Raw genomic sequence first — 15,722 nt, forward strand, 5'->3', positions numbered from 1 at the left:
GTTTTTATGAATGAAGAGACGTTGGAGATTTTACAAATGCATGCACTTCAACTATTAGGAATTCAGTTAGAAAGTTATGAAAGTAATAATATTAGAGGCATAGGTAATTGCATTAGGACGCCGTTTACAAAGACAACGAGCAAACAATACAAAGACGAGTTGAAGCATTTCTTAAAGTATATGAATAGTAATAAAATTTATCATTATAAGAATCAATTTGGCGTGAATTTTTTGATGTTCAAGTTTAAAAAGTATAAACAAATTTATATCATAGGGCCCTTTATTGAAAAGCGACCAAATGAGCGCCACTGTTATGAAATTATGAAAGAATTAAATATTGACTATGGTCAAATTTCAATTTTAAAACAATACTTACTAAAAATCCCCTTATGTCATAAGCTTAAAGCTCAAAAAATGTGTCGCTTGGCTGTTCAATTTTTGAAGAAAAGAAATACCATTTATGACATTGTAAAAATTGATTTTCATTTTCACATAAAGAATGAAAATATTGCATCTAATCAAGTTCAAATGGATTATACATTAGAAGATATTGAATATCGTTATAAATTGGAAAATCAACTCCTTACAGCAGTAGAATATGGAAACGTTGATGAAGCAATGGCAACGTTCCATATGATGTCTTTATCTCTGGTAGGACTAAGTCGAGTCAAAGATGATTTATCGAATGAACGATATAAAGCATACTTGATTAATACATTATGTAGAAAAGCTATAGAAAAAGCAGGAGTGGGTCTTCTACAAATTGATGAAATTTCTGCAAGTTTTGCTTCGCGTATTGATCAAGCTAAAGATATAGTAACATTAAATGAATTAATGGCTTCAACAATTATAGCTTATTCAGAATTGGCAATGAAGGCAAAATCCAATGATTTCAGCCCCAAATTAAGTAAGGCAATTCAATATATAGAGCGTAATTTAAATAGTGTGCTCACACTAAATCAACTTGCTGAACATGTTGAACTTGCTCCAAGTTATTTATCTAGAATATTTAATCAAGAACTACATAAATCAATTTCTCAATATATTACAGAATTACGAATTGAAAAAGGCCGAGATCTTCTGGTTAGAACAAACATGACGATTGCTGAAATTGCCTGTTACGTAGGATTTAGAGAACAAAGCTACTTCTCGCAATGCTTTAAAAAGCAATATGGTAAGTCACCTTTAAAATTTCGGACCGAGCATAAAGTTTTTTATTAATAGATGTCACTTTGAAATCATCACTTAACGTAATTTTTTTATTTTATGTTAATATTTTATAAAAAACATTAAAAATATTATAAAAAACACCTCAAATGAGAGGAAATTGGGCTCTTCGTGAACTGTTATAAAAACAGTGCTTGTGTGCAATTTTTTAAAGTGTACTATAAGTATTCAATATTCAAAGATGCTTTAGATATAGAGTTTGTAAATATTTGTAAATGATTAAGCACAATTTTTAATAATATCAATTTATAACAACGTTGTTATTTTGTTGTTGACTGTTTCAAAATTAAAAATATAATGAAAGTAAGATCTCTATAAAAAGCGTACAGGAGATATATTTTATATAAATATATGAATTCGGTTTATGGAGATAAAAAAATTTAGGTGTATAAGAAAACGCTTACAATTATACGCCTGATTTGCACAGATTGATGGCCACAATCACTAATACTTACTACGGAGCGCTTTTATCATTGAGTGAGAACATCATTACGTTTCGATAGTGGAAAGAGGTAGTCGACATGGTTACAGCAAAGCTAAAACCAGCAAATAAAAAGTTAATGAAATTCAAAGAAATTCAAGAACCCAAATTGAAATTTAAAGAGAAACTTGCATACGGATTTGGAGATTTAGGTAATGGCATGATGTTCGACATGGGTCAAATTTATTTACTTAAATTTTTTACTGATATTTTAGGTATTTCGCCATTTTATGGTGGGTTAGTATTCTTGGTTTCTAAAATATTTGACGCCTTTGTTGATACAGGAGTAGGCACAATGGTAGATAATAGACGCAATTTTGGAAAGAAAGGTAAGTTTCGACCATTTATTTTATATGGAACGATTCCTTTAGCCTTACTTACTGTCTTAACTTTCCTTTCTCCAGATATCAGTTACGAGGGAAAAGTGATATGGGCTTTTGCGACGTACATGTTATTTAATATGGCTTATTCATTTGTTAATATCCCTTACGGTTCATTATCTGCTTCAATGACAATTAATGCAGAGGATCGTACACAATTATCAGTATTTCGTAACTTAGGGTCACAAGGCGCAATGTTTATTGCAGGTATTGTTGTTATTCCTATGGTTAATCTATTTCCAAATCATGCAACAGGGTATCCAATTGCAGTTGGCTTACTTGCAATATGTGGTGTAGTATTTCATTTAATTTGTTATAAAGGTGTGAAAGAGCGTCATACTGTTGAGCGACCTAAAGAAAAAGGGATAGGTCGTAAAGCCTTTTTAAATTTATTGAAAAACAGACCATTTATCATATTGGCAATTTATACACTTTTAACAATCATGGCACTGTTTTTACAACAGTCTTCACAACTATACTATTTCCAATATGTATTAAATGAACCCAATTTAGTAGGTGTTGTAAGTGCACTAAACTTTATAGTATTGATTCCAGGATTATTACTTACAACATTTTTAAGTAAAAAAGTTGGAAAGAAAATGACAGCAATCATTGGTGTTTCTGGGTTTGTAGCATTTCAATTTATTAACTTCTTTTTCTTTTCAGACGAAACTATGACGTTTTTAGTTGTAAATTCACTTGCATCATTATTCTTAGTGATACCTAATACAGTGACTTGGGCCTTTATTGCTGATGTCGTTGAATATGGACAATGGCAAACTGGGATAAGGTCAGAAGGTATCATCTATTCTAGTTACAGTTTTACTAGAAAAGTTTCACAAGCATTGGCAGGATTCTTACCAGGGCTTGCTTTAACAGTCATCGGTTATGTTCCCAATGTCGCGCAATCTGCGGACACAATAACAGGATTAAAAGTATTATTCTTTGTTGTGCCTGCTACGGCATGTCTAATAGCTTTAATTTTATTCTTCTTTGCATATCCTTTAACCGATCATCGTCATAAGCAAATCGTTAAAGAGTTGGCAATTAGAGATGAATTATAAAGCTTTTAAGGTATAAAGTAGTTAAATTATAAAACAATATTGAGATAATGAAAGGAGCATGTTTACATGTTGTATCCAGTGACAAATGAAACTAGAAATATTATTGAGTTAAACGGAGTGTGGAATTTTAAATTAGAAAATGAAAAGGATGAAATTGATGTTTCTAAACCTTTAGATACTGAACTCGTCATGGCGGTGCCAGGTTCATATAATGACCAAGGTGTAACTGCTGATATACGTAATCATGTGGGGAATGTTTGGTATGAAAGAACTTTTACTATTCCTAATATTTTACGTAATGAGCGTAAGGTATTACGGTTTGGCTCAGCTACGCATTTTGCAACAGTTTATATTGATGGACAAGAAATAACTTCACATCAAGGTGGATTTCTACCGTTTGAAGTGGAGTTAGATCCTCAATTTTCAACTGGCCAACATCGCCTCACAGTTTGTGTCAATAATATATTAGATGAAACAACCTTACCTGTAGGTGATTATAGTGAAACGATAGATAATCAAGGAAATAAAGTTAAGAAAAATACACCTAATTTTGACTTTTTTAATTATTCAGGTCTCCATAGACCAGTTAAGATATATACAACGCCCAAAGTATTTGTTGAAGATATTGAAATTGTGCCAGAAGTTTTAGATGACTTTGCTAGAGTAAATTATAGAGTTACTACGAGTGAGACAATCAACGATATTAAAATTCGTTTACTAGATAAACAAGGGAATGTTGTCGCTAAAACTAGCGGAGCGGAAGGCGTAATAGAAGTTAAACAACCTCATTTATGGCAACCTTTAAATGCCTATTTATATTATTTAGAAGTAACAATACTTAAAGATGGTGAAGTTATTGATACGTATTCAGAACGTTTTGGTATCCGTTCAGTTGAAGTGAAAGATGGGAAATTTTTAATTAATAATGAACCTTTTTATTTCAAAGGTTTCGGTAAACATGAGGATTCCTATTACAATGGTCGTGGCATGAATGAAGTTACAAATGTATTAGATTTCAATCTTATGAAATGGATTGGTGCTAATTCATTCCGTACGTCCCATTATCCATACTCAGAGGAAATGATGCGTCTTGCTGATGAACAAGGAATAGTTATTATAGATGAGACAACAGCTGTCGGTGTACATCTTAACTTTAGTGCTATATTATCTGGAGAGTCAACACGTAAAACATTCGAAGAAATAGGTACAAAAGCAGCACATGAAGCTGTGATTAAAGAGCTTATAGAACGTGATAAGAATTATGCTTGTGTAGTGATGTGGTCAATTGCGAATGAGCCTGCTTCGACAGAAGAAGGTGCAAAAGAATATTTTGAACCTTTAGTGAATTTAGCACGTGCATGTGATCCACAAAAACGCCCAGTCACTATTGTGACAATACTGACTGCACAACCTGATGCATGTCAAGTTCAAGATTTGATAGATGTGCTTTGTCTAAATAGGTATTATGGTTGGTATACACAAACAGGAGATTTAACAGCTGCAAAAGAAGCTTTGAAGATGGAATTGGATGGTTGGAGTAAGAAGCAACCAGATAAACCAATTATGTTTACAGAATATGGGGCTGACACAATTGCCGGCATGCATGCTATAAATGACGAATTATTTACAGAAGAATATCAACTTCGTTATTACGAAGCAAATCATGAAGTTATTGATAAATACCCCCAATTTATTGGGGAACAAACTTGGAATTTTGCAGACTTTGAAACAGCTAGTGGATTAATAAGGGTACAAGGGAATAAGAAAGGTATCTTCACTCGTGAAAGACGACCTAAAGCAGTTGCTCACTATTTTAAAAAGCGTTGGGATAATATACCGAATTTTGGTTATAAAAAGTAAATTTACCAATTCAATGAATATTATTTTGTCAAAATATGTCAACTATTAACAGTTCGTGAAAACATAAATAAAAGCATTTGTGATGATTTTGTGAAAATAATCACAAATGCTTTATTTCTCTTCAAGATTCGATTAATATAATAGGTGTAAGAGGCATATATAGCATAGCGAAAGCTAAAATATGGAGTGATCAAGATGAGAAAAGTAATTGAACAGGTCATTTTTTCAGATGAAAGTAGTTATGATATTTACACACACACAGGTGTGAATCAAGGAATTATTAATGATATTAAAGATGGATACAGAAGTATTGATTATATAGCTTATATTGATGCAGAAAAGATTTACAACTACGGTTTGAAGAAAAAGATATTAGTGAATAATTAATACGCTGTATACATCTATGTGTAGTGATTTTAAGATACTACCTCGGATGAAATTATCTTAGATAATGAATAATAGTGTCTTAAGATATTGCATATTTTTCTCCCCAGTAGCTACCTTTCATGATTTACGAAACGCGCTTAAGCAATAACAAAAGCCTACAACTACTGAAATTAAGTAGTGTAGGCTTTTGTTATGCTCAAAATTCGGGTATATATTATACATACGACTTAAAGTTGTTTTTTATTTCATTGTAATCATAAAAAGAATTATACATACGCATGCGAATGTGATCTTCAGAGGTATAAGGAATACGTAAATGGTCATGTTTTTCTATGAATATACGAAATTCACGTTCTAAATTTTTACGTTGTGGTAGTGTCATATTTAGCCATTCCTTTTTATCGAATAAATCCTCAAATTGAAAGTTAAAGCTTGTACGTCCTAAATTTACTCTTAACTGTTTGATACGTTGGTCGAAGTCAAAATGCATTATGCATCCTCCTTTATAAAAGTGTATGTGCTAATCTATACCCACTTTATTATGATTTAAGAGCGATGACAAGTGGATAGGAAAGTTAGTATGGATATAAGATGATATTTGATGATAGATTAACTGAAAATAGGGAATGGCATATATAAGTGTTTTATAGTTAATAAATAGAAAGGAAGATATAAATGGTAGAATTACAGGATAAGGTAGCAATTGTAACAGGAGCGAGTAGTGGAATAGGAGCGAGTATTGCACATGCGCTTTCAAATCATGGTGCGAAAGTAGTATTGTCTGGACGAAATGAATCACGTTTAAATGCGGTGGCAAAACGTATTCAAGAAGAAGTGCAAACAGAGGTGGATACGTTAACTGTAGATGTCACACAAAAAAGTGAGCTTGAACGACTTGTGCGTCATGTTCAGGAAAAATTCGGTAGGGTGGATATATTAGTAAATAGCGCTGGTAAAATGCTTTCATCAGCAATTACAGATGATGATGTAGATGCTTGGGATACGATGCTTGACGTTAATGTGAAAGGTACACTTTATGGCATACATGCAGTATTACCGATATTTTTAAACCAATCTAGTGGTCATATTATCAATATTTCATCTATTTCAGGCTTTGAAGTCACGAAAAAAAGCACACTATATAGTGCAACGAAAGCAGCTATACACTCTATTACTCAAGGTTTAGAAAAGGAATTAGCGAAAACAGGTGTAAGAGCTACAAGTATTTCACCTGGTATGGTAGATACACCGTTGAGCGGAGATACTGATTGGGGAGAACGTAAAAAGCTGGACCCTAACGATATTGCAGAAGCAGCGCTATATGCATTACAACAACCGAGTCATGTTAATGTGAATGAAATAACAGTACGCCCTGTTTAAATAAGATATATGAAATATAAATAATGTTTCAGGTAATAGTGAAAAATGAAAGAAGTGATGGTATGTTCATTCGGTATTTAAATGAATCTGACGTAGAGCAGTATAGAGCGTTACGTTTAACATCATTAAAGACGGATCCAAACGGTTTTGCTTCGACATATGATAGAGAAATTAAATTACCTATTGATGTATTCAAGTCACGCATTGCCTCTACATCAGAAAAATTTACGATGGGGGCTTTTGAGCATGAAAAATTAATTTGTATGGCGACGTTTTATAGTGAAACTCTAGAAAAGGTGAAACACAAAGGCAATTTAGTTGGTGTATATTGTCATGTTAATTTTAGAAGACAGGGTATAGCACAACAATTGATACACAACATCATAGATATTGTCACTCAACAAGGCAAAGTAAAAACAATAGCTTTATCTGTCTTATCGGACAATTATCATGCAATTGCTTTATATGAAAAGTTAGGTTTTAGAAGATATGGCATCGAACCGAAATCATTGTTTGATGGAAAAATTTATTATGATGAAGATTTAATGTGTTTAGAACTTTAATGGCAATATAAGGATAATCATTTAAGGAGGGGCACTGAATGGAAACAAACTGCGTGATAGAACATACCCGTATTATGGAGACAAACTTTATTATTGAGACGGAACGTTTATTTTTAATTCGACCTTCGCACTATTATCTTGAAAAGCTACACCAATTACATGCTAATCCTAAAACTAATCTATATAACCCTGACGGGCCACATCAAAGCATTGAAGAAACTGAAGCGATGCTTGAATCATGGATGAATCATTGGTTGAGATATAGCTTTGGCTATTGTTTAATGATTGAAAAGAAAACAGGTGAAATGTTAGGCATATGCGGATTGAGCTATAAACAATTAAACGGTGAAACATATTTAAATTTAGCTTATAGACTTGAAACGCAACATACGCGTAAAGGTTATACTAAAGAAGCATGTAAGGCAGTTATTAAGAATGTAAAAATAGCTACAAAAGTAAATAATAAAATATTAGTTCGTACAAAAACAAACAATTTACCATCTATTAAGACTGCAGAATCATTTGGTTTCGTAAGAGACAGTCATTATGATGATTTTGAATCCTATGATGACATTTATTTTTTTGAATCCTAAAGTATAAATAATATGCCTGCACATCAAATAAGCTTTGTGCAGGCATATTATTTATTATGGTGTAAAACATGCTATTAGCTACAACCACTCGATAATTTCAATTCTATTGCCGAAAGGATCATAGATATAAAAACGATCGGCGCCTTCAAGTTCATCTCCATAAACTATGTCTACACCTTTGGATTCTAGATCTCTTCTTATATCTGAAATGTTTTCTACAAGTAATGCAGGATGTGCTTTTTGGGAGGGTATAAAGTCTTTTTGAACACCAACATGTAGTTGCTGTTGTCCAATTTCAAACCATACCCCTCCATTTCTAGCTAATTGATCCGGTTTAGTAATTTCTTTCAATCCAAGTGTTTCGGCATAAAATTGTCGCGCTTCTACTTCATGATGTGCTGGTGCAGCCACTTGGACATGATCAATACCTAAGAATTGATTTTTCATAGTATCATCCCCCTTATTCTAATTTTATAATAGCAAATAATATTATATAAAACGAAGGATAGTTAAAAACACAAATATTTTCAATCATATAATTTTGAAAATTAAATTAATAACGTTGTAAGTGATAATGATTTTCATTTATAATAGAGAGAATATAAAATGAAAGAGGTTATTTTTTGAAAAAATTATTATGCTTGATATTATGTTTAATCATGTTTATTGCAGCTTGTGGTAATCACGATAAAAGCAATTCAAATACGAGTGAGGAGAAGCGTACATATACTACTGATGATGGAAAGAAAATCCAAATACCTCAACATCCTAAAAGAGTGCTGGATTTAACAGCTAATTATGGTAATTTTAAAAAATTGGGTGTTAAACCAATTGCTATAACAAGTCTATTCCCAAATTCTAAATATTTGAATATGGATAAAGTGAAAAAAATTGATCCAGAAGATGTAGAAGCTGCAGCTAAACTAAAACCGGATTTAATCATTACTTATAAAGAAAATAAAAACAATAAAAAATTAGCAAAAATTGCACCTACTGTGCCAATAAAAGTACAGAATATGGATTATAAAGACACACATATTGAAATAGGTAAATTGGTTGGTAAAGAAGCAAAAGCTAAAAAGCAAGCACATGCACTATCTAAAAAATTGGCTGAAGATGGTCAAACGATTAAAAAACAAATAGGAAAGGATAAGACCTTTTCTATAATGGATGTCCAGGCAAAAGATATATATCAATTTGGCCCTCGGTTTGGTAGAGGAAGTGAAGCAATTTATGAAGGATTTGGTTTTAAAGAAGATGCTGATGCTAAAGCAGCTATGCCTAAAGATAAATTTATGAAGGTTCCCAAAGAAAAATTCAATGATTATTCAGGTGATTATTTAATGATACCTTCAAAAGATGGTAAGCAACCAAATAATGATTTTGTTAAATCAGATGTATGGAAGAACAATGAAGCAGTAAAAAATAATAATGTAATTTATTATACAATGGATGAAGCAATTTATGCAGATGTGATATCAATAGAAAAACAAGCTGAAGTATTCAAAAAAGAACTAATGAAAAAGAAAGCATGATGTAAAAGCGACTTGAAGCATGATTGTAGACGAATATTATATATTCAAAAGTACAAGCGTTTAATAATAAAAATACACATCCGTATATAAACGGATGTGTATTTTTATTGAATAGTAATTTTAAAAGGGCGTTAGAATTATTTAATGGTAGACATTACCAATTTTCAACATCAGTACGCTCACCTTTAAAATTATTTGAAGTTTGATGGCGTTCTGCGAGTACTTGTTCAACATCTTCAAATTTTATGTCTAAAGCGTGTAACAATACAAATAAATGATACATAAGATCAGCAGTTTCATTTGTTACTTCACTTTTATCTGACTTCATAGCGCCTATAACGACTTCAAAGGATTCTTCACCAAATTTTTTAGTGATTTTTTCAAGTCCCTCATTGAGTAGATACTTCGTATAGGAGTTATCTTTGTTTGAGTTCGCGCTAGTAGCAACAGTCTGTTCTAATTGTTGTACTTTGAAGGGGATATCTGTATTAAAACAACTTTGACTACCTGTATGACAAGTAGGGCCATTAGGTATTACATCAATTAAAATAGTATCCTCATCACAATCCAAATAAATATTTTGAACAACTTGGGTATGACCAGAAGTCTCTCCTTTTGTCCATAGTCGCTGTTTAGAACGTGAATAAAAGCATACAACACCATCCACCAGTGTTTTTTTATAAGCTGCTTCATTCATATAACCAAGCATTAAGACTTGCTTTGTATTTACATCTTGCAAGATAGCAGGCAATAGTCCTTTACTAAAATCAGGTTGTTGGGTCATCTTACTGGAATACCTCCTTGTGACATTGTTTTTTTTATTTCATCAACGGTTGTTTCTTTATCGTGTAAAATACTGGCTGCTAGTCCTGCAGATACATCAGTCTGTTTAAATAAATCGACAAAATGGTCTGCGTTGCCACCGCCTCCAGAAGCTATAACAGGGATATTAACAAGTTTTTCGATTTCGTGTAAATGTTTTACATCAAATCCTTGCTTCATACCGTCATGTGTCATACTCGTTATGAGTAATTCTCCAGCACCTAATGCTTCGACTTTTTGTACCCAATCATAGACACGTATATCTGTACGTTGTTTACCACCATGTGTATAACAAAAATAGTCATTAAGTTCGCTATCATAATTGCTATCGATAGCGATACAAATACATTGGCTACCGAACTTTTCACTCGCTTCTTTAATAAATTGTGGATTTTTGAGTGCACTAGAATTTAAGGATACTTTATCTGCCCCATGATTTAATAATTGTGAAATGTCATCTAATGTTGAGATGCCCCCACCGACAGTGAGTGGTATAAATAATTTTTCGGCAGTCTCTTCTATGACATCAAGCACGAGGTCATGACCAGCTTCAGTGCGAGAAATATCCAAAAACACCAGCTCATCTGCCCCTTGATCGTTATAATACATGGCATAATCCACAGGGTTGCCAATATCGCGTAATCCTTTAAACTGAATACCTTTAACTACACGGCCATCTTTAACATCTAGACAGGGAATGATTCTTTTCTTTATCATGAAAGGCCCTCCCAAAAATTAGGGTTATGGGCAGCTTTACCAACTATTGCAGCGTCTACACCTAGCGTTTCTAATTGAGCGAGGTCATCTTGGTGACGAATCCCTCCGGAAGCAATAACAGGTTTTTGAGTAGCTTGAACTAATTGTCCTGTAATTTCAAAGTTAGGTCCTGATAGACGACCGTCTTTGGAAATATCAGTATAGATTATACCGCCAAGCGGCAATGATTCAATTTTATTAACTAATTCAAATAAATCGAGTTGTGCATCTTGTTCCCAACCATTAATTTTCACTTCGCGACGATAAGCATCTACAGATAAATATAAGCGATTAGGATATTGATGTGTCATTGTCTCTAACCAATTTAAATCTTGAATACCTTTAGTCCCGATAATACAATAATCTATACCATCTGCAAAGTACTGTTCGATAGTATCTAAACTCCGTATGCCGCCACCAACTTCCATTGGTTTTTCCGTAAGCGTACGGAGCATTTTAATATAATTTTGTTCAACAGAAGACTGTTGTTTGGCACCGATTAAATCAACGATATGAATACGGTCTACACAATCAAATTGGTTGTAAAATTTAACGCTTTCTTCAGCGCTTCGTGCCATTTTTTCTTCTGAATCATATTTACCTTCTGTAAGTCGAACACTTGTTGCATTGATTAGATCAATTGCTGGCCAAAGTTTGATCATTTAAGAAACCGCCTTTCAAAGCTTGATTGAGTATTGTTAAACCATAAGCACCACTTTTTTCTGGGTGAAATTGAATCCCTATATAATGTTTATATTGCACAATTGCCGGTACTTGTGTCCCATAATCAGCATAAGCAACAACATGTTCAGACATCTGTGCCTGGTAAGAATGGACAAAATAAACATCACGGGTCAATTGAGGATGGTCGCTGATTAAGTTGTTCCAACCTAAATGTGGTACTGGATAAGATGTTTGGATAGGAACAATATTTCCAGGTAAAAATTTAAGTCCATCTACATTACCTTCTGCACTCCATTCAAATAATAATTGCATACCGAGACAGATACCGATAATTGGTTTATCTGTAATATTTTTTAAAATCGCTTTAAGCCCACGTTGTTCAATTGCTTGCATCGCATCTTTAAAGTGTCCTACGCCAGGTAGTATGATGATATCCGCCGCTTCAATTTCACTTTGCTTATCAGTTAAAATCACGTCATAACCTAAATGTTTTACAGCACGTTGTACATTCTTAATATTACCTAATCCATAATCAATGATGGCAATCATTCAATCACACCCTTGGAAGATGGTGTGCCATCATAATCACTATCAGATAGAGCGTCTTTGAGGGCACGTGCAAATGATTTGAAAATCCCTTCGATTTCATGATGTGTGTTACCGCCACGTAATAAATCGATATGTGTTGTAAGTCGAGCATTAATTACCAATGCTCGGAAGAACTCTTCAACAAGTTCTGTGTCAAAGGTACCAACTTTTTCTTTACTTAATTCTGCATTGAAAGAAAGGTAAGGTCTGCCGCTAATATCTACCACTGTACGTGCAAGTGATTCATCCATAGGGATATAACTTACACCATATCTTTGGAAAGCTGTACGTGATTTAACCATTTCTAATAGAAGTTGTCCGAGTACAATACCAATATCTTCAGTAACATGGTGATCATCAACTTCTGTATCACCATTTGCCTCAATGGTAATAGTCAATTTACTGTGAAAGGCAAAGAGTGTCAACATATGATCTAGGAAACCGACGCCTGTTTGGATCTTACTTGGACTATTATCATCAGCTATAGCAATTTTTAATTGTGTTTCGGCAGTATTACGTGTTTTTTGATAAATCATACTGAGACCTCCAATTTTTTATGAGTTCCTTTAATTCGTCTAATTGTTCATCTGTAGCAATAGAATAACGTACATAGTCAGCCATTAATGGTTCATCGTATAACCTAGGAAGAAAGCCATTTGATTTTATATAGCGTCCTAAGTTATGGGCGGCATCACCTTTAGTCAATACAAAGTTTGTGGATGATGGATAAACTGTCATGATGTCAGAAACGAAATCATTAAACATTTGACGAAGTTTTAAAGCTAATTGTCTTTGGTGATTCACGAAATCAGTTGTCATTTCTGGATGTTCAAACATATATATAGCAATATGCAATGTGATTGTATTAAGTGGGTAGGGGTGCTCTAATTTTTGTATTTGTTGTATTGTATCTTTGGTACTAATTAATACGCCTAATCTCAACCCAGCAATACCGAATGCTTTCGATAAAGTGCGCATTTGCAGGATGTGCGGTTGCATCGTTAATTCATAAGATTCTCCGAAATCTAAATATGCTTCATCAATGACAAAATACCCGCCTATAGCTTTCATTTTGTCAGCAATGGCCTGTAAAAATGCTGTACTATATTGAATACCAGTTGGATTATGCGGATTGCTCATGATAAAGAAAGCAGGTTGAACTTCATCAATACGCTGCAATATACGCTCAAGGCTAAAGCTTAAATCTGGTTCGGCGTCTACAAATTCAATAGGACGGTCTACTTGTGCAGCATAGGCTTGATACATGAAAAAGTCTGGGTTTAGAGTAAGTGCTGGGCCTTTAGGCATAATCAGCATTAATTTTTGAATTAACTCATCAGACCCATTGCCTGCAATGACTTGTGCTGCAGAAATATTATAGTATTTAGCATAAGCTGCTTTAAAACGCTCATATTCATCATCAGGATAAAAATTAAATGAGGCTTCTTGAATAAGTGTTGCAAGTTGTGCTGCTGATAAAGGGCGAAGTGGGCTTTCATTTTTGTTAATTCTTATCATCAGTAGACTCCTTTGTTGTTCGGACTTCGATAGATTGTTCATGATTATAAAGTGCTTCCACATGTGCAAGGTCACGTGCGGATTTTTCAATTTGATTAAAAGTATTTTCAGATAGATCTATAACTGAATGACGTGTTAAAAAGTCATTTACAGATAAGCCGTTTGTGAATCTAGCTGTTTGATTAGTTGGTAACACGTGACTTGGACCAGCAACATAATCGCCGATAACTTCAGGTGAATAGTGACCTAAGAATAGCGCGCCAACGTAACGCACATGTTGTAAATAATCTCGTGGTGAAGCGGTTTGAATTGATGCATGTTCTGGTGCAATTTGATTCATTAAGTCACATGCAGCATCAAAATTCTCCACTGAGATTAAGAAATGATTGTGTGCTAAACTTGCTTCGACAATCGGTTGACGCTCAATCTGTGTCAGTTTATCTTGGATACGTTGCTCTAGTTGTTGTAATAAACGTATATCTTCGCTAATTACGAATGTTCGAGCTAGTTCATCATGTTCAGCTTGTGCAAAGACATCGTATGTGATTGCATCTAAGTCAGCTGTATCGTCGATAATTAAAGCAATTTCGCTTGGACCAGCAATTTGATCAATACCGATTTGACCGAATAGATATTTCTTTGCATAGGCCACATATTGGTTACCTGGACCAACAATTTTATCTACTTTTGGAAGTGTTTCAGTACCATAAGCTAGTGCTGCAATACTTTGCGCACCTCCTACTTGAAAGACACGATCCGCGCCAGCAATATAGCAGGCTGCTAATACAATATCAGGTAACCCTTCTGATTGTGGTGGTGTGACGACAGAAATATTTTTGACACCAGCGACTTTAGCAAGTGTGACTGTCATTAACACAGTAGAAGGGTAACTTGCTTTTCCACCTGGCACATAAACGCCTACGCGTTCTAAGGGGTGATACATTTCATAACATTCAGACGAGCCTTGTTTGTCTGACCATTTAATAGATGTTTGATAAGCTTTGATACGGGCGTGGCTTTGTTGAAGTGCACTGCGCAAATTTTCATCTATATTATTATAGGCTGTTTCTAAATTTTTCATAGGTATTTCAAGTTCCGGTGTAGTGACATGATCCAGCTGTTCGTTATAATTTCTTAAGGCTTGATCACCATGATATTTAACATTGTCACAAATGTCTTTGACAATTGGATATAAATCTTCATTTAATGCAGATTGACTTAAATAATCATTGAGAAATGTATTTTTATTTATAATCAACGAGAGACACCTCCAATGTCTTAATTAAATCATCAATTTCACTAGATTTTTTGAAATAAGATTGTTTATTGGTAATAAGTTTAGCGTTTATATTTTTAATAGTATCTTTTTCAACTAAACCATTTGATTTTAATGTAGTACCAGTTTGAACAATATCTACGATGCCATCTACCATATCAACTAAACAAGCCAATTCGATTGAACCTGATAATTTGACTAGTTCCACATCTAAACCTTGTGATTCAAAATAATGTCTTGCTGTTTGCGTATAGGAAGTTGCAATTTTTTTGAAATGATGAGTTTCAGGTTTTGCAGCTAAGGCAAAATGACAATCACCAAAAGGTAAATCGAGTAAGTTGTTAATTGTATAATTGCCTTCTTCTAAAATATCACTACCCACAATTCCTACATCTGCAACACCTTGTTCTACATAAATAGGGACATCGCTACCTTTGACTAAGACAAATTGGATATCTCCTACAGAAATAAGCAGTTGGCGATCTCTTTGCTCTAGTGCAAGTGCCATCTCATTAGCGTTTATATCATTTAAATAAGCAATAAAACTTTTAAGTAATCTACCTTTTGCTAAAGCTACAGTAAGCATGATGTTCTCTCCTTTGAAATAT

General features: G+C 33.7%; 18 protein-coding genes. 8 read left to right on the forward strand and 10 right to left on the reverse strand.

Annotated elements, in window-relative coordinates; all coding sequences use genetic code 11:
* Positions 1-6: 6 nt before the first annotated feature.
* From QMO72_RS02290 to QMO72_RS02305, 4 genes are all read left to right on the forward strand, one after another.
* Positions 7-1,221, forward strand: coding sequence for a helix-turn-helix domain-containing protein (locus tag QMO72_RS02290; protein ID WP_103266539.1), 1,215 nt, complete (start codon positions 7-9; stop codon positions 1,219-1,221).
* 527 nt (positions 1,222-1,748) lie between these two features.
* Positions 1,749-3,152 (forward strand): MFS transporter, encoded by a 1,404-nt coding sequence (locus QMO72_RS02295; protein WP_103266320.1) that lies wholly within the window; start codon positions 1,749-1,751, stop codon positions 3,150-3,152.
* 66 nt (positions 3,153-3,218) lie between these two features.
* Positions 3,219-5,012, forward strand: coding sequence for a beta-glucuronidase (gene uidA, locus QMO72_RS02300; protein WP_103266321.1), 1,794 nt, complete (start codon positions 3,219-3,221; stop codon positions 5,010-5,012).
* Between the two features lie 195 nt (positions 5,013-5,207).
* Complete coding sequence (locus QMO72_RS02305) at positions 5,208-5,399, forward strand: hypothetical protein (protein WP_069822996.1); 192 nt, start codon at positions 5,208-5,210, stop codon at positions 5,397-5,399.
* A gap of 214 nt (positions 5,400-5,613) precedes the next feature.
* Here QMO72_RS02305 and QMO72_RS02310 read toward each other — a convergent pair whose 3' ends face one another.
* Entirely contained in the window at positions 5,614-5,889 is a 276-nt protein-coding gene (locus QMO72_RS02310; protein WP_103266322.1) for a DUF1413 domain-containing protein, read from the reverse strand.
* 185 nt (positions 5,890-6,074) lie between these two features.
* Here QMO72_RS02310 and QMO72_RS02315 point away from each other — a divergent pair, with 185 nt between their 5' ends.
* Genes QMO72_RS02315 through QMO72_RS02325 form a run of 3 tightly spaced genes read left to right on the forward strand, consistent with a single transcriptional unit; the run spans position 6,075 to position 7,935 of the window.
* On the forward strand, positions 6,075-6,779 hold the full coding sequence (locus QMO72_RS02315) for an SDR family oxidoreductase (RefSeq protein ID WP_103266323.1): 705 nt from the start codon (positions 6,075-6,077) through the stop codon (positions 6,777-6,779).
* 23 nt (positions 6,780-6,802) lie between these two features.
* Entirely contained in the window at positions 6,803-7,342 is a 540-nt protein-coding gene (locus QMO72_RS02320) for a GNAT family N-acetyltransferase (RefSeq protein ID WP_286093229.1), read from the forward strand.
* A 38-nt stretch (positions 7,343-7,380) separates the two neighbouring features.
* The gene (locus tag QMO72_RS02325; protein ID WP_103266324.1) at positions 7,381-7,935 is read left to right on the forward strand and encodes a GNAT family N-acetyltransferase; all 555 of its coding nucleotides are present in this window, start codon (positions 7,381-7,383) and stop codon (positions 7,933-7,935) included.
* Between the two features lie 78 nt (positions 7,936-8,013).
* On the opposite strand, the gene QMO72_RS02330 is transcribed toward QMO72_RS02325, so the two are convergent.
* Positions 8,014-8,382: a VOC family protein gene (locus QMO72_RS02330; RefSeq protein ID WP_103266325.1), complete on the reverse strand. Its 369-nt coding sequence runs from the start codon at positions 8,380-8,382 to the stop codon at positions 8,014-8,016.
* Positions 8,383-8,558: 176 nt separating this feature from the next.
* Between QMO72_RS02330 and QMO72_RS02335 the strand changes: the two genes are divergently transcribed.
* Positions 8,559-9,470, forward strand: a complete 912-nt coding sequence (locus tag QMO72_RS02335; RefSeq protein ID WP_103266326.1) for an ABC transporter substrate-binding protein — start codon at positions 8,559-8,561, stop codon at positions 9,468-9,470.
* Between the two features lie 154 nt (positions 9,471-9,624).
* Here the strand turns inward: QMO72_RS02335 and hisIE are convergent, their stop codons facing one another.
* Genes hisIE through hisG form a run of 8 tightly spaced genes read right to left on the reverse strand, consistent with a single transcriptional unit; the run spans position 9,625 to position 15,700 of the window.
* Positions 9,625-10,254 (reverse strand): bifunctional phosphoribosyl-AMP cyclohydrolase/phosphoribosyl-ATP diphosphatase HisIE, encoded by a 630-nt coding sequence (gene hisIE, locus QMO72_RS14140; protein WP_103266327.1) that lies wholly within the window; start codon positions 10,252-10,254, stop codon positions 9,625-9,627.
* Positions 10,251-11,009: an imidazole glycerol phosphate synthase subunit HisF gene (hisF, locus tag QMO72_RS14145; protein WP_103266328.1), complete on the reverse strand. Its 759-nt coding sequence runs from the start codon at positions 11,007-11,009 to the stop codon at positions 10,251-10,253. Before hisF ends, hisIE begins: the two co-directional genes overlap by 4 nt.
* On the reverse strand, positions 11,006-11,710 hold the full coding sequence (gene hisA, locus QMO72_RS02345) for a 1-(5-phosphoribosyl)-5-((5-phosphoribosylamino)methylideneamino)imidazole-4-carboxamide isomerase (protein WP_103266329.1): 705 nt from the start codon (positions 11,708-11,710) through the stop codon (positions 11,006-11,008). The genes hisF and hisA overlap by 4 nt, the downstream gene beginning before the upstream one ends.
* On the reverse strand, positions 11,685-12,281 hold the full coding sequence (hisH, locus tag QMO72_RS02350) for an imidazole glycerol phosphate synthase subunit HisH (protein ID WP_103266330.1): 597 nt from the start codon (positions 12,279-12,281) through the stop codon (positions 11,685-11,687). The genes hisA and hisH overlap by 26 nt, the downstream gene beginning before the upstream one ends.
* Positions 12,278-12,856, reverse strand: a complete 579-nt coding sequence (gene hisB, locus QMO72_RS02355; protein ID WP_103266331.1) for an imidazoleglycerol-phosphate dehydratase HisB — start codon at positions 12,854-12,856, stop codon at positions 12,278-12,280. The genes hisH and hisB overlap by 4 nt, the downstream gene beginning before the upstream one ends.
* On the reverse strand, positions 12,834-13,838 hold the full coding sequence (locus QMO72_RS02360; RefSeq protein ID WP_103266332.1) for a pyridoxal phosphate-dependent aminotransferase: 1,005 nt from the start codon (positions 13,836-13,838) through the stop codon (positions 12,834-12,836). Before QMO72_RS02360 ends, hisB begins: the two co-directional genes overlap by 23 nt.
* Positions 13,825-15,093 (reverse strand): histidinol dehydrogenase, encoded by a 1,269-nt coding sequence (gene hisD / locus QMO72_RS02365; RefSeq protein ID WP_241966279.1) that lies wholly within the window; start codon positions 15,091-15,093, stop codon positions 13,825-13,827. The genes QMO72_RS02360 and hisD overlap by 14 nt, the downstream gene beginning before the upstream one ends.
* Positions 15,083-15,700 (reverse strand): ATP phosphoribosyltransferase, encoded by a 618-nt coding sequence (hisG, locus tag QMO72_RS02370; RefSeq protein WP_103266334.1) that lies wholly within the window; start codon positions 15,698-15,700, stop codon positions 15,083-15,085. Before hisG ends, hisD begins: the two co-directional genes overlap by 11 nt.
* Positions 15,701-15,722: the final 22 nt, after the last annotated feature.

The organism is Staphylococcus casei, assembly GCF_030294405.1.
Classification (GTDB): Bacteria; Bacillota; Bacilli; order Staphylococcales; family Staphylococcaceae; genus Staphylococcus; species Staphylococcus succinus.

Bases quoted from the DNA above. Each gene is read 5' to 3' on its own strand.
- QMO72_RS02290 (WP_103266539.1), top strand. From the start codon at position 7: ATGAATGAAGAGACGTTGGAGATTTTACAAATGCATGCACTTCAACTA.
- QMO72_RS02295 (WP_103266320.1), top strand. From the start codon at position 1,749: ATGGTTACAGCAAAGCTAAAACCAGCAAATAAAAAGTTAATGAAATTC.
- uidA (WP_103266321.1), top strand. From the start codon at position 3,219: ATGTTGTATCCAGTGACAAATGAAACTAGAAATATTATTGAGTTAAAC.
- QMO72_RS02305 (WP_069822996.1), top strand. From the start codon at position 5,208: ATGAGAAAAGTAATTGAACAGGTCATTTTTTCAGATGAAAGTAGTTAT.
- QMO72_RS02310 (WP_103266322.1), bottom strand. From the start codon at position 5,889: ATGCATTTTGACTTCGACCAACGTATCAAACAGTTAAGAGTAAATTTA.
- QMO72_RS02315 (WP_103266323.1), top strand. From the start codon at position 6,075: ATGGTAGAATTACAGGATAAGGTAGCAATTGTAACAGGAGCGAGTAGT.
- QMO72_RS02320 (WP_286093229.1), top strand. From the start codon at position 6,803: ATGTTTCAGGTAATAGTGAAAAATGAAAGAAGTGATGGTATGTTCATT.
- QMO72_RS02325 (WP_103266324.1), top strand. From the start codon at position 7,381: ATGGAAACAAACTGCGTGATAGAACATACCCGTATTATGGAGACAAAC.
- QMO72_RS02330 (WP_103266325.1), bottom strand. From the start codon at position 8,382: ATGAAAAATCAATTCTTAGGTATTGATCATGTCCAAGTGGCTGCACCA.
- hisIE (WP_103266327.1), bottom strand. From the start codon at position 10,254: ATGACCCAACAACCTGATTTTAGTAAAGGACTATTGCCTGCTATCTTG.
- hisF (WP_103266328.1), bottom strand. From the start codon at position 11,009: ATGATAAAGAAAAGAATCATTCCCTGTCTAGATGTTAAAGATGGCCGT.
- hisA (WP_103266329.1), bottom strand. From the start codon at position 11,710: ATGATCAAACTTTGGCCAGCAATTGATCTAATCAATGCAACAAGTGTT.
- hisH (WP_103266330.1), bottom strand. From the start codon at position 12,281: ATGATTGCCATCATTGATTATGGATTAGGTAATATTAAGAATGTACAA.
- hisB (WP_103266331.1), bottom strand. From the start codon at position 12,856: ATGATTTATCAAAAAACACGTAATACTGCCGAAACACAATTAAAAATT.
- QMO72_RS02360 (WP_103266332.1), bottom strand. From the start codon at position 13,838: ATGATAAGAATTAACAAAAATGAAAGCCCACTTCGCCCTTTATCAGCA.
- hisG (WP_103266334.1), bottom strand. From the start codon at position 15,700: ATGCTTACTGTAGCTTTAGCAAAAGGTAGATTACTTAAAAGTTTTATT.